10 protein-coding genes are annotated in these 12,646 nt (G+C 66.7%); 1 reads left to right on the top strand and 9 read right to left on the bottom strand.

Features of this window, described 5'->3' with window-relative positions:
- Positions 1-25: 25 nt before the first annotated feature.
- Positions 26-1,357 carry a serine hydrolase gene (locus DFS21_RS19040; protein ID WP_111532851.1) on the bottom strand — a complete coding sequence of 444 codons (1,332 nt, stop codon included), beginning with the start codon at positions 1,355-1,357 and terminating at the stop codon, positions 26-28.
- A gap of 121 nt (positions 1,358-1,478) precedes the next feature.
- Here DFS21_RS19040 and DFS21_RS19045 point away from each other — a divergent pair, with 121 nt between their 5' ends.
- Positions 1,479-2,375 carry a LysR substrate-binding domain-containing protein gene (locus DFS21_RS19045; RefSeq protein ID WP_111532852.1) on the top strand — a complete coding sequence of 299 codons (897 nt, stop codon included), beginning with the start codon at positions 1,479-1,481 and terminating at the stop codon, positions 2,373-2,375.
- A gap of 81 nt (positions 2,376-2,456) precedes the next feature.
- Here the strand turns inward: DFS21_RS19045 and DFS21_RS19050 are convergent, their stop codons facing one another.
- The 8 genes from DFS21_RS19050 to DFS21_RS19085 all read right to left on the bottom strand — a co-directional run bounded on the left by DFS21_RS19050 (position 2,457) and on the right by DFS21_RS19085 (position 12,639).
- Positions 2,457-4,694, bottom strand: coding sequence for a TonB-dependent siderophore receptor (locus DFS21_RS19050; protein ID WP_111532853.1), 2,238 nt, complete (start codon positions 4,692-4,694; stop codon positions 2,457-2,459).
- Positions 4,695-4,826: 132 nt separating this feature from the next.
- A complete protein-coding gene (locus tag DFS21_RS19055; protein ID WP_110703421.1) occupies positions 4,827-5,789 on the bottom strand; it encodes a siderophore ABC transporter substrate-binding protein in 963 nt (320 codons plus the stop codon).
- The gene (locus tag DFS21_RS19060) at positions 5,786-6,568 is read right to left on the bottom strand and encodes an ABC transporter ATP-binding protein (protein WP_110703418.1); all 783 of its coding nucleotides are present in this window, start codon (positions 6,566-6,568) and stop codon (positions 5,786-5,788) included. Before DFS21_RS19060 ends, DFS21_RS19055 begins: the two co-directional genes overlap by 4 nt.
- Entirely contained in the window at positions 6,565-7,500 is a 936-nt protein-coding gene (locus DFS21_RS19065) for an iron chelate uptake ABC transporter family permease subunit (RefSeq protein ID WP_111532888.1), read from the bottom strand. Before DFS21_RS19065 ends, DFS21_RS19060 begins: the two co-directional genes overlap by 4 nt.
- Complete coding sequence (locus tag DFS21_RS19070; RefSeq protein ID WP_110703415.1) at positions 7,500-8,444, bottom strand: ABC transporter permease; 945 nt, start codon at positions 8,442-8,444, stop codon at positions 7,500-7,502. Before DFS21_RS19070 ends, DFS21_RS19065 begins: the two co-directional genes overlap by 1 nt.
- A complete protein-coding gene (locus DFS21_RS19075) occupies positions 8,441-10,210 on the bottom strand; it encodes an ABC transporter ATP-binding protein (protein WP_111532854.1) in 1,770 nt (589 codons plus the stop codon). The genes DFS21_RS19070 and DFS21_RS19075 overlap by 4 nt, the downstream gene beginning before the upstream one ends.
- A 2-nt stretch (positions 10,211-10,212) precedes the next feature.
- Positions 10,213-12,000, bottom strand: a complete 1,788-nt coding sequence (locus tag DFS21_RS19080; protein ID WP_111532855.1) for an ABC transporter ATP-binding protein — start codon at positions 11,998-12,000, stop codon at positions 10,213-10,215.
- 120 nt (positions 12,001-12,120) lie between these two features.
- A complete protein-coding gene (locus DFS21_RS19085) occupies positions 12,121-12,639 on the bottom strand; it encodes a sigma-70 family RNA polymerase sigma factor (RefSeq protein ID WP_110703406.1) in 519 nt (172 codons plus the stop codon).
- Positions 12,640-12,646: the final 7 nt, after the last annotated feature.

Raw genomic sequence — 12,646 nt, forward strand, 5'->3', positions numbered from 1 at the left:
TCCAGCGCCCTGCCCTCGCCCGGCGCTACAGGCTCAACGCCTTGCCCACCGCGTTGACGAATACCGCCTGCTCGTCATACAGCGAGCCGGGGCTCTCGGCGTTCTTCCAGGTCGACCACTGCACCACTACCAGACGCTCCGCCGGATTGATGGCGATGCTCTGGCCGAAGATGCCCAGCGCCCAGAACGTCTGGCCGCTGGTGGCGGTGCGCTTGGGTTCGGCATCGCTGTCTGGGGCCGGCGCGTTGTACCACCACTGGTAGCCGTACTGACCCTTGGCTGCGGCGGCCGTCACTGAGCCCTTGGCCTGGGTCCAGTGGGTGGAGCGCGCGATCCAGTCGTCCGGGAGCAGCTTGTCGCCCGTTGGCAATTGTCCGCCACTCAGCACGAACTGGCCGAACCGCCCCCAGTCACGCAACGTGGCATTGAAGCCGTGGCCGCCCATGTCCACCTTGCCGGGCACCAGCGCATGCCAGACCCCGGCCTGTTGCATGCCGTAGCGGCTCCACACGCGGCTCTGCAGGTACTTGGCAATGGTCATGCCGGTGGCATTCTCCAGCACCCGACCGACCAGCCAGGCGCCACCGGTGTTGTATGACCAGGCTTCACCTGGCTTGACCCCGGGCTTGCGCTTGACCGACCTCACCAGTTCGAGCACGCAGTGATAGGGATCGGCGGTGGCCTCGCACTGGGTCATGTGCGAAAAGTCCGAATCCTTGGAGGCGTAGTTCTCGTCCCAGATTACGCCCGAGGTGTGTTGCAACAGCTGGTGCAAGGTTACGTCCTGCCATTCGGAACCCTCCAGTTCCGGAACATAGCGGCTGATTCTGTCGTCCAGCGACTGGATCTTGCCTTCCTTGACAGCGATGCCGACCAGCACGCTGACCACCGACTTGGCCACCGAGCGGGACGTCCACAAGGTCTGCGGCGTGTTGCCCTTGCCGTAGTACTCGTAGGCGATCTTGCCGTCCTTGAGCACCAGCAGGCCGGTCACGCTCTGGTTGGCCAGGTATTGCGCCAGGTTGTGCGTCTTGCCGCCCAACTGATACTGCACGTCAGTCAGTGTGTGGCTGGCCGGCGGCAAGGGAAATGGCGTGGCGCCGTTCGGGGCGAAGACATCGCCACCGTAGAGGCGGTAGGTGTTGCGAAAGCCCACGACCCGGGTGTCCTGGTCCCAGGTGAGCATATCCCTAGCAGCCGGGAGCACCTTGTCGAAGGGCTGCGGGCAGGGTTCAAGCTCTGGCACGCCGCAGGCCCCCTTGTTGTCGGCCGCCTGCGCCGCGCCAGCCAGGGTGGCGAGCGTCAGGGCCAGGATGGAAAGACCGTTGAACGACTTTTTTATTGTTGTTGGCCGCATCGGAGGGCTCCTCGTAAAGCGCGGAAATACGCCGTCCCGAGTGTCGACAACTTGAACGGGCGGGAAAAGCACAATAAATTTGCCTTCACTATTAAAAAAACTAACAGCCAGGAGCGTGCCCATGGCCGAAGACCGACTGCCCCCGCTCAACGCCGTGCGTGCTTTCGAGGCCGCCGCCCGCCTGGGTAGTTATGTCGCGGCCTCCCAGGCGTTGCACGTGACCCAGCCGGCGATCGGTCGGCATGTGAAGAACCTTGAGGCCTGGCTGGGCGTGCGCCTGCTCGAGCGCTCCCCTCGCGGCGTGACCCTCACCCTGCCCGGCGCCCATTACTACAAGGCCGCAGCCGAAGCACTGCAGATCCTTGCCGATGCCGGTGCACGCCTGGCGCAACGGGGAGACGAGCGCTGGCTACGGATCCTCTGCGTGCCGGCGTTCGCCTCACGCTGGCTGACACCGCGCATCGACACCTTGCGCAGCCTGCGCCCGGACCTGAGGATCGCCATCGAGCCCAATGCCACGTTCACCAGCGTGGATGCCCGCCAGGCGGACCTGGGCATCGCCTTCGGCCTGCCGGGTGAGCTGAACGGTGTACGCGAGGTGTTGATCCGCCCGAAGGTGTTCGCGGTATGCGCGCCGAGCTACCTGGCGCAGTTGCCCGCAGGGCTGAGCGCTGCCGACCTGCCCGCCTTGCGGCTGATCCATGTCGATGACGGCACCTGGTGGAACAGCTGGTTCGCGGCCAATGGCCTCAGGGTGCGGGTCAAGGCCGATACCTCGCATATCAGCAACGATATCGTGCTGAACCTGGCCCAGCGCGGCCACGGCATCGCCCTGGCCACCGAGGTGCTGGTCGGACGTGAACTGCGCGAAGGCAGCCTGGTGCGTTGCGTGGAACAGGCCGTGGCGCTGGAGAGCTACCAGTTGCTGACGCCGACTCAGCCGCCGAGTGCCGATGCGTTGTGGTTCATGGATTGGCTGGGTGGCAGCCTGCGCGAGGAGTTTCCGGATGCGCTGTGAGTCTGGCATCGGCTGCGCTGGTGGTCGCGGGGCAAGTCGCATCGGCTCGCCGCCGCTCTCACGCAGCCAGTGTGGGGTTGGCTAGAAATCCACCGAGGTAGAGAACAACAACGACCGCGGCGTGCCCAGCCCTCCGGACAGGCCGCTGCCGTCGCCGCCGTTCCACGAGCCGATCCAGTAGGCCTTGTTGGTCACGTTCTGCACGGTGGCACGCAAGGTGACCGGCTTGTCCGAGACCTTCAGGGTATACCGGGCCCCGAGATCGAAAATCGTGTAGGACGGCAGCGACAGGTTGTTGGCATCGGTGGCGTAGCGCCGGCCGGCATAGTTGGCGTTGCCGGTCAGGGTCAGCCCGGGCATCTCGCGCAGGTCGTACTCGACGCCGAGCTTGGCCAGCACCTTGGGCACGCCGGTGGCCTGGTTGCCTTCGTTTTCCTTGCGTATCGATTGGGTCAGCTCGGCCTTGGTGTAGGACGCACCGCCCAGCAGGCGCAGGCCCGGCTCGAGCTCGCCGAAGAACGACCATTCCAGACCACGGTTGCGCTGCTCGCCGTACACGCCGTAGATCTGCGTGAGCGGATCGGTATAGGCGCTGGGCTTTTTCACCTGGTAGACACTGACCGTGTGCGCGAAGGTGCCCAGGTCGAGCTTGGCGCCCAGTTCGTACTGCTTGGTCTGGTACGGCGCCATGATCGCGCCGGCGTTGCGCGCGTTGTCCGGGGCGATGCCACCCTGGCTCAGGCCTTCGATGTAGTTGCCGTACAGCGACAGCTCGTCGGTGACCTTTACCAGCAAGGCCGTGGCCGGCGAAACCCGGCTTTCATCGTAGGGCTTGGAGGTGCGCTGGTGGTTGCCGTCGTAGTTCGACGCGCGCACGTTCTGGTGGCGTGCACCGACGGTCCACTGCACCTTGTCATCGAGGAACGACATCGTGTCGAGCAAGGCTTCGCTGCTCAGCCGGGCGCGCATGCGCGAGGTGACGTTGCCGTACTCGCCGATCTCCGGGCGCGGGCCATAGTCCACGTTGTAGTAGTTGGTGAGGATGCGTGTCGGCAGGCGCTTGTCCTTGAAACTGTTCTCGGAGTCGTAGCGGGTGGCCGCCAGCGACCAGGCGTGGTCGGCCGGGCCGGTGGCGAAGCGCCCGCGCAGGCCGACCTCGCCGGACTTCTGCTCGCCATCTCGAGCCGAGCGGATCGGTGTGGCGGAGATGTCGCCGGCATCATTGAGCAGCATGCCGCTGGTCATCAGCGCGTTGTAGCCCCCTTCCCGATGGCCCCAGCCGGCGAATGCGGTGAGCGAGTCGTTGAGGTCGTACTCGCCGCGCAGCACCACGGTGTCGGTGTCGTTGACGGTGTAGCCCCACTCCGGGGCCAGCGAGTGATCGCCCTTCTTGGCCTTGGGCAGGTGGGTCACGCCGGGGCTGATCGAGGCGATGCCGAAATAGTTGACCCCGTCCATGCGTTCGCGCTGGTGGTAGTAGTCCAGCGACGCCCTCGCCCGCTCGCCGCGCCAGTCCAGGGCCAGGGACGACAGCTGCATGCGGTGCTGCTGGTCGTCCACCGGGGTGTCGCCGTCGCGGTAGACGCCATTGAAGCGCACGCCGAACTGCTTCTGGTCGCCGAAGCGGCGGCCGATATCGGCATGCATGCCAGCCAGGCCATCGGACTCGTAGGAGGCGGTCAACCGGGCCAGGGGGTCGTCGCCGGCACGCTTGGGCACGATATTGATGCTGCCGCCAACGCTGCCGTCTGGCGGCATGCCGTTGAGCAGCGCCGACGGGCCCTTGAGCACTTCGATGCGCTCGGCAAGCTCGGTGGAACCGCGCATGTTCGGCGCCATGCTCGGCAGGCCGTTGAAGGTGATGTCGTTGCCGGTGCTGTATAGGCCACGAATGAAGAAGGTCTCGAAGATGCCGCGCTTGCTCGGCACGTAGACCGACGGATCGGTGGCACCGATCACCGCGCCGATGTCCTGGGCCTGGCGGTTCTCGATGTATTCCTTGGTGTAGCTGATGGCGTTGAACGGGGTTTCGCTGAAGTCCTTGTTGCCCATCAGCCCTACCCGGCTGCCCGAGCCAACCTGGCCTCCGGCATATTCCGGTGGCGGGGCGCCAAGGGCGTCACGGGTTTCCTGCACCAGGGTTTCCGGCAGGGTCAGGCCCTCTTCCTTTACATCGGGGGTCTGCTGCTGCGCCGAGGTGGTGCTGCGTGGCGGTTGCGCGAAGGCATTGCCGGCGATGGCGGCCATGCCCAGCAGCACGGCCATGCGCAAGGCCCTGCGGGGTAGTTTCGGTGCCTGGGGATGTTGCAGTGGAGGCATGAGGGATTCCTTTCGGGGCAGAATGGTAATGTTTCTCATTAGTCATTCCGTACGAGTCGGCGAATCCCTCAACAGAAATTACAGTCACTTGGCCACTATCGGCTTAACCACCACAGGGACCAAAGCGTGGGCTCAGCCCTGATATCCCTTCACCACCTCGTCCGCCACCCGCTCCAGGCAAGTCACGCTGGCGGTGCACAGGTACCAGGTCTGCGGATCGACGAACACCACATGGCCGTTCTTCCACGCCTTGGTCTGGCGCAGCAGTGGGTTGTCCAGGGTCTCGCGGTCCAGCGCGGCGCGGCGCTCCATCACGGCGGTGCGGTCGATCACATAGAGGATGTCCGGGTCGGCCTGGTGGATGAACTCATTGGAGATAGGCTGACCGTGCAGGCCGGCCTGCATGTCGTCGCTGGCCGGCTTGACCCCGAGGGTGTCGAAGATGAAGCCGTAGCGTGAACGCACGCCGTATGCGGTGAACGCGCCGTTGTTGTGCAGCACCACCAGCGCCTTCTCCGGGCGGCCGTCGGTCACCTTGCGCACCTGGGCGACCTTGGCATCGATGCGCGCTGCGGTTTCCCGGGCCAAGTCTTCCTTGCCGAGAATGTGCCCGACGGTCAGCAGGTGCTGCTTGGCGGTGTCGATGACATTGCCCTGGCGGTTGTCCATGTCGATGTCGTAGTGCACCGTCGGGGCGATCTGGCTCAGTTCCTGGTAGCTCTGCGCCTGCAGCGGCGAGATCAGGATCAGGTCGGGCTTGAGCGCATGCAGGCGCTCGAGGTTGGGCTGGATGGTGGTGCCGACGTCCGCCACCTTGGGGTCATCGCGGTATTTGGCCAGGAAACCCGCCACATAGTCCTTGGCGATGCCGACCACCGGCGCGCCGAGCTGGTCAAGGGTGTCCAGCTCGCTCATGTCGAAGGCCACCACGCGCTGCGGCTGGTGTTCGACCAGCGTGGTGCCCAGGGCGTGTTCGACCTTCACCGGGGCGTAGTCGGCGCTGGCGGCGCGCGCCTGCTCCGGCGGGGCCTGGTCGCAGCCCGGCAACGCGGCCGCCACGGCGGCGGCCAGCAGTATCTTGCAGATTCCGTTCATACCAGCTCTCTCGATAGTGATGGGTTGAAGTAGTTGCAGACGAAACCGTGTGCGCTCGGCAGGATCTCGAACGCCAGGCCGAACAGCGCGCGCAGGTTGGCCTCGGTGACCACCTCGGCGACCGGCCCATGGCTGTGCACCGCGCCCTGTTTCATGGCGACGATGTGGTCGGAATAGTTGGCGGCAAAGTTGATGTCGTGCACCACCAGGATCACTGTGCGCCCCTGCTCGTCGCAGAGCCTGCGGATCGCCTGCATGATCTGCACCGCGTGCTTCATGTCGAGGTTGTTCAGCGGCTCGTCGAGCAGCAACAGGTCGGTGCGCTGGGCGATGGTCATGGCCAGGAAGGCCATCTGCCGCTGGCCGCCGCTGAGTTCGTCGAGGTAGGCGCGGCGCAGCGCTTGCAGCCCCAGGAAATCCAGCGATTCGTCGATTACCTGGTGGTCGTCGGCGGTCAGCAGCCCGCGGCTGTAGGGAAAGCGGCCGTAGGCGACCAGTTCCTCGACGGTCAGGCGCAGGTTGAAGTCCAGTACCTGGCGCAGGGTGGCCACGCGGCGGGCGTAGTCGGCGATGGCGATGCGGCCGATGTCCTGGCCGTCGAGCAGGATGCGCCCGCGGCTGGCCGGCAGCAGCCGGGCCATGCACATCAGCAAGGTGCTCTTGCCGGCGCCGTTGGGGCCGATCAGCGAGGTAACCTGGCCGGCCGGGAACGTCAGGCTCACGTCTTCGAGCACGGTCTTGTCGCCATAAGCTTTGTGCAGGTGTTCGAGGGTGATCATGGGGTGCCTCGGGTACGGACCATCAGCGCGAGGAAGTACGCGCCGCATACCAGGTTGACGAGGATGCTCACGCTGGTCCGGTAGTTGAACAGATGCTCGACCAGCAGTTGGGCGAGCAGGAACATGCCGATGGCCACGGCGCAGGCCAGTGGCAGGGTCACCTGGTGCCGGGCGCTGCGCGCCAGGGCATAGGCGATGTTGGCGACGAACACACCCATGAATGCGGTCGGCCCCACCAGGCTGGTGGACACCGCCACCAGCACGGCGATCAGCGCCATCTGCAGGCGCAGGCAGCGGCCATGGTCCAGGCCCAGGGCAATGGCTTGGTCGCGACCCAGCGCCAGCACGTCAAGCACCCGCGTGCCGCGCGCCACCAGCACTGCCACTGCCGCCACCAGCAGGCCTGAGTACAGCACCTGGGCCGGCTGGGCGCGGTTGAACGAGGTATAACCCAAGCCTTGCAGGATGGAGAATTCCCCCGGGCTGGTCTTGAGCTGGATGAACTGGGTGAAGGTGCCCAGCACCATGGTCAGCACCAGCCCCAGCAGCAACAGGCGGTAGACATCCCCGCGCCCCTCGCGTAGCAGCCAGCGCTGCAGCAGCCACGAGTAACCGAGCATCAACGCGATCGACAGCAACGCGTTGCCCTGCGCGCCGAGCAGCGCCACGCTGCCGGTGCCCAACCAAAGCACCAGCACGGCCTGGAACAACAGGTAGATGCCTTCGTAGCCCATGATCGCCGGGGTCAGCACCCGGTTGCCGGCCAGGGTCTGGAAGATCACCGAGGACAAGGCGATGCACACCCCGGCCACCACGATCGCGCCCAGGCGCACCAGGCGCTTGGGGATCACGTAGCTGAAGTCCAGGCCCGAGCCCAGCAACAGGAACGCCAGCACCAGGGCCGGCAGCAACAACCAGGCGGCGCGGCGCATCATTTGCACTTCCACAGGATCAGCACCAGGAACAGCACACCGCCGACACTGCCGGCGGTCAGGCCGATGGGCACTTCGTAGGGGTGGATCAACAACCGGCCAAGTATGTCGCAGGCCAGCAGCAGCGCCGCGCCGCACATGGCGACGATGGGCAAGGTGCGCTTGAGGTTCTCGCCGTAGCGCAGCGCCACCAGGTTCGGCACCACCAGGCCGACGAAGGGGATCGCGCCCACGGTGATCACCGTGGCCGACACGGTCACCGCTACCAGCACCAGGCCGAGGATCGCGGTGGCCGCGTAGTTAAGGCCGAGGCTGGTAGCCATGCCCTCGCCCATGCCCAGCACGGTAAAGCGCTGGGCGTAGAGGTAGGTGAGCACGACGATCGGCAGGATCAGGTAGATGATCTCGTAGTTGCCCTCGATCACCCGCGAGAAGTCACCCAGCAGCCAGCCCTGCATGCTCTGCAGGATGTTGTGGCGATAGGCATAGAACTCGGCAACGGCACTGAGCACGCTGCCGTACATCAGGCCGATCACTGGCACCAGCACCAGGTTGGTGAAGCGGATGCGGCGGATGATCGCCACGTACACCAGGCTCGCCAGCAGGCAGAACACCAGGGCGAACAGCATGCGCCCGGTAGCCCCGGCTCCCGGCAGCACGGTCAGGGCCACCAGGATGCCCAGCTTGGCCGCATCCAGCCCGCCACAGGTGGCGGGTTCGACGAAACGATTACGCACGATCTGCTGCAGGATCACCCCGCAGATCGATAGGCCGACACCCGTCAGCACCAGTGCCGCCAGGCGTGGCAAGCGGCTGGCGGTGAGGGTCAGCCAGGCATCATCGGAGGCCGACAGCAAGGCCGACCAGGACATCTGGCTGGCCCCGACCATCAATGAAGCACCACACAAGAGCAACAACAGCGTTGGCAGCAGCACCCGACTCAAGCGGTCACTCCATCGCCTGCGGCCTCACCGATGCGCCAGCCTTTGGCGGCCCGGCGCTGCTCGAGGAAGTGCGCGTACAAGCCACCCTCGGCAGCCAGCTGGGCATGGGCGCCCTGTTCGCGGATACGCCCTTCGTCCAGCACCACGATCTGGTCGGCCATGGCCACCGTCGACAGCTGGTGGGCAATGACGATCAGCGTGCGCTTGCCGCGCAACCGCGCCAGCGCTTCGGCGATGGCCGCCTGGTTCTCGGCGTCCAGCGCCGCGGTGGCCTCGTCGATAAGCAGGATCGGCGCGTCCTTGATCAGCGCCCGCGCAATCGAGATGCGCTGGCGTTCGCCGCCGGACAGACGCGCACCGCCCTCGCCCACCGGCGTGTGCAAACCTTCGGGCAGGCGTTCGAGGATCTCCTGCACCCCGGCCAGTCGCGCCGCTTCGAGCACTTCGGCCTCGCTGGCGTCGGGTTTGCCCAGGCGGATGTTGTCGGCGATGCTGCCCTGGAACAGGTAGGCGTCCTGGAAGATCTGGCTGATCTGCCCGGCCAGCTGTTCGGCGGACATCTGCCGCACATCCACCCCGCCGACCTTGACCCGGCCGTGGGTAACGTCGAAGAAACGGGCGATCAGGCGCACCAGGGTAGTCTTGCCCGACCCCGACGCGCCGACCAGCGCTGTCATGCTACCGGGCGCGATATCCAGGCTGACCTCGCGCAGCACCTCGGGCTGGTCGTCGCCGTAGCGGAATCCGACCTGCTCCAGCTGCACCGAACCGTCGACCGGTGCCTGCGGTGCGGCGGGCTCGGGCAGCGGCTTGACGGCCAGCAGCTCGGCCACCGCCTGCAGCTGGCCCCGGGTGCCGCGCAGCACCTCGCTGTAGCCGGCCACGTCCAGCAGCGGGTCGATGAAGCGGGTCGCCAGCACCAGCGCAACCAGGGTGCCGATCACCGTTGCGTTGTCGAAGCCTGCGCCGGCCTGCTCGCCAAGCCACAGCGTGGCGACCACCAGCAAGGCGGCGAAGCTGGCCTGCACCGCCCAGACGTTGAGCACCGATGACAACGCCGACAGCTGGATCAGCTTGCGCGCCGCCTGCTGTTGCTGGGCCACGGCCTGCTCCAGGAAGCGCGTTCCGCCCTGCTCGCCATTGAACGCGCGCAGCACCGACTGCGCCTGGGCGAACTCGACCATGCGCTGGCTGGTCTGCGCGGTGTCGCGCTGGTAGCGCTGGTCGGCGCGCTGGCCAAGGCGCATCGTCGCCAGCATCACCAGCGCCAGCAGCGGCAGGCTGAGCAGGGCCACCAGGCCCAGGCGCAGGTCGACCAGCAACAGCGCAACGAGGATCACCAACGGCGTCACCACCCCGGTGAACAGCGGCGTGAACACATGGGCCGGCAATTGCGCGATCTCCATCATGCCCTGGGTGGTGACATGGCTCAGGCGCGCGGTGTTGGCGGCATTGAACCAGCCCACCGGCAACGTGCCGACATGCTCGCCCAGGCGCTGGCGGCCACCGCGCAACACGGCAATGCCCACCGCGATGCCGGCCTTCTCCACCCGGCGCCGCAGGTACCAGCACACCACCACGCCCAGGGCCAGCAGTGCCAGCCACTGGCCGGCGGCCTCCAGCTGGTTGCCCAGCAGGTGGCGCAGGATCGGCACCAGGGTGACGATGGTCAGCCCACACAGCACGCCATACACCAGCGCCAGGCGGATGTAGCGGCGCAGGAACACGGCGTCGTCGCCGAGCAGTCGAACGAAAGTCCCCAACATGATCAGTGCTCCTCCACCTGCGCGGTCGCCCGCGTCTTCGCATAGCCGCCGGCGGCCCACAAGCGGGCATACAGGCCGCGACGGGCCAGCAGTTCGTCGTGATTGCCGCGCTCGGCGACCGTGCCCTGGTCCAGCACCAGGATCTGGTCGGCGTGCATCACCGTGTCCAGGCGATGAGCGATCACCAGCAGCGTGCGCCCCTGGGCGAAGCGCGACAGCGCCTGTTGCAGCTTGACTTCGTTCTCGGCGTCGGCCGCCGCGGTGGCTTCGTCGAGCACCAGCACCGGCGGGTCGAGCAGCACCGCGCGGGCAATGCTCAGCCGTTGCAGTTCGCCGCCGGAGAACTGCACGTCCTCGCCGATCACCGCGTCGTAGCCGCGCGGCTGGGCGAGGATGCGCTCGTGGATATTGGCGATGCGCGCCGCCGCCTCGATCTGCTCCTGGCTCGCCGAAGGCCGGCCCAGGGCAATGTTCTCGCGCACGCTGGCATGGATCAGGCGCACGTCCTGCAGGACGAAGCCGATGCGTCGGTACAGTTGCGCGCTGTCGATCTGCCGCAGGTCGACGCCGCCCAAGGTGATACGCCCGGCACTGGGGTCGAAGAAGCGCAGCAGCAGGCGCGCCAGGGTCGACTTGCCGGCGCCCGAGGCGCCGACCACCGCCGTGACCGTGCCCGGTTCCAGGATGAACGACACCTCGCTCAGCACCGGATTGCGCGGGTCGTAGTGATAGCCCAGGCCCTGCACCTCGATGCGTGCATCGGCCGGCAGCTTGCCAGCACCCTGGCCCTCGGTCTCCAGCACCGGCGTATTCAGCAGCGCCTGCACGCGCTGGGCGGCACCGGTGGCGTTGTTCAGGTCGTGGGTGATATAGGCCAGCAACAGCAGCGGCGCACAGATGCCCGGCGCCACCAGGGCGAACGGCAGTACCTGCACCGGGGTGATCCAGCCCAGGCCGACGAACAGCGTGCCGAACGCCAGCACCACGCCCAGTACCGATACCGGCGCGATCATCGCGTTGGCATTGGCCATGGCGCTGACCAGCGGCCGGGTGAAGTCGGTGAAGGCCGCGGCGAAGGCGTCCACCGCCTCGCGGTAGCTGCCATGGGCCTTGCGCTGGCCACCGAAGGCCTTGACCACCGGGATGCCGTTGACGAACTCGACCACTGCCTGGTTGATCCGCCCCATGCCGGCGCCGAAGGCCTGCATGTTGCGGGCGCTGGCCTGGTGGGCACGGGCGAAGAACAGGAAGAACAGCGGGAACGGCAGCATCGACACCAGCGCCATGCGCCAGTCCATGGCGAACAGGTAGACGATTGATGCCAGCACTGCCCCGGTGCTGCGTCCGAGGGTGGTGTAGAAGTGCGCGGTGAGGCTGTGCAGGATGCCGATATCGTCCTGCATGGCCTGCTTCACCTCGCCGGAGGCGCGGCTGGTGAACCAGCCCAGCGGCACCCGTGCCAGGCGGCGGATGATCGCCAGGCGCAGCGTGCCGGTGATGTGGTTGTCGGCCAGGTGGGCCACCAGGTCGCCCAGCGAAATCAGGGCCATGCCGACGAACAGGCAGCCCAGCCCCAGCACGATCACCGGCCAGGCCTGCGCGACGCCCTGCCCTTCGGCGAGCGCCAGCCGGGCGACCTCGGCGATCGCGGCCAGGGGCGCCAGGCTGAGCATGGCGCCCAGCGCGGCGAGCAACCCGGCGACGATCAAGCGCCCGCGAATCGGTGCCAGCACTGCGGCGACCGGCCCCTTGGCGGGCTGCTGCACCGCCACCCCTTGTTCAACACTCATGAATGCTCCTTTTCAGCACGAAGAGCAGGCCGGGCAGCCACTTGGGCGCCCAGCCCGCCAATCCTTCTCAACCTGTATTCCGCACGAGGCGGGCAAACCCGCAAAAAAGAATGCCCACGCTCAGGCGCCACTGCCGATGCGGTAGCGCCTGCAGGTGCGCACGCCGGCGGCGATGTACTTCTCGACCGAGGACACCGATACCCGCAACTCGGCGGCGATGGCGCGATGGGCCATACCGTCGAGCCGGCACAGCAGCAGGGCCTGGCGGGCCTTGGGCGAATGCCGTTGCAGGGCGCTGTCGATCGCACCCAGGGCTTCGATCGCCAGTGCCCGCGCCTCTTCCGACGGCACCCGCGGCTCGGGCTGCAGGCCATGGTCCTCGAGGTAGCGGCTTTCACGTTGGCGGCGGCGATACAGGTCGATGACCTTGCCGTTGGCGATCTGCGTCAGGTGGCAGCGCGATTGTTCCGCCGTCGGTACCTGGCCCCTGTTCATCAGGTGCAGGTAGATATCGTGGGCCAGGTCCGCCGCATCCACCGCGTTGCCCAGCTTGCGGCGCAGCAGGTCGCACAACCAGCCGTGATGATCCTGATACAGCTGTTGCAGCTGTTGACGAAGCGCGAACGTTCCGTTGTCCACGGTACCT

Origin of the sequence: Pseudomonas sp. 2848 (genome assembly GCF_003253945.1) — a bacterium.
Lineage (GTDB): Bacteria > Pseudomonadota > Gammaproteobacteria > Pseudomonadales > Pseudomonadaceae > Aquipseudomonas.

What these genes read in the sequence shown, in the direction of transcription:
- DFS21_RS19040 (WP_111532851.1), bottom strand. Translation starts at nt 1,357, where the DNA reads ATGCGGCCAACAACAATAAAAAAGTCGTTCAACGGTCTTTCCATCCTG.
- DFS21_RS19045 (WP_111532852.1), top strand. Translation starts at nt 1,479, where the DNA reads ATGGCCGAAGACCGACTGCCCCCGCTCAACGCCGTGCGTGCTTTCGAG.
- DFS21_RS19050 (WP_111532853.1), bottom strand. Translation starts at nt 4,694, where the DNA reads ATGCCTCCACTGCAACATCCCCAGGCACCGAAACTACCCCGCAGGGCC.
- DFS21_RS19055 (WP_110703421.1), bottom strand. Translation starts at nt 5,789, where the DNA reads ATGAACGGAATCTGCAAGATACTGCTGGCCGCCGCCGTGGCGGCCGCG.
- DFS21_RS19060 (WP_110703418.1), bottom strand. Translation starts at nt 6,568, where the DNA reads ATGATCACCCTCGAACACCTGCACAAAGCTTATGGCGACAAGACCGTG.
- DFS21_RS19065 (WP_111532888.1), bottom strand. Translation starts at nt 7,500, where the DNA reads ATGCGCCGCGCCGCCTGGTTGTTGCTGCCGGCCCTGGTGCTGGCGTTC.
- DFS21_RS19075 (WP_111532854.1), bottom strand. Translation starts at nt 10,210, where the DNA reads ATGTTGGGGACTTTCGTTCGACTGCTCGGCGACGACGCCGTGTTCCTG.
- DFS21_RS19080 (WP_111532855.1), bottom strand. Translation starts at nt 12,000, where the DNA reads ATGAGTGTTGAACAAGGGGTGGCGGTGCAGCAGCCCGCCAAGGGGCCG.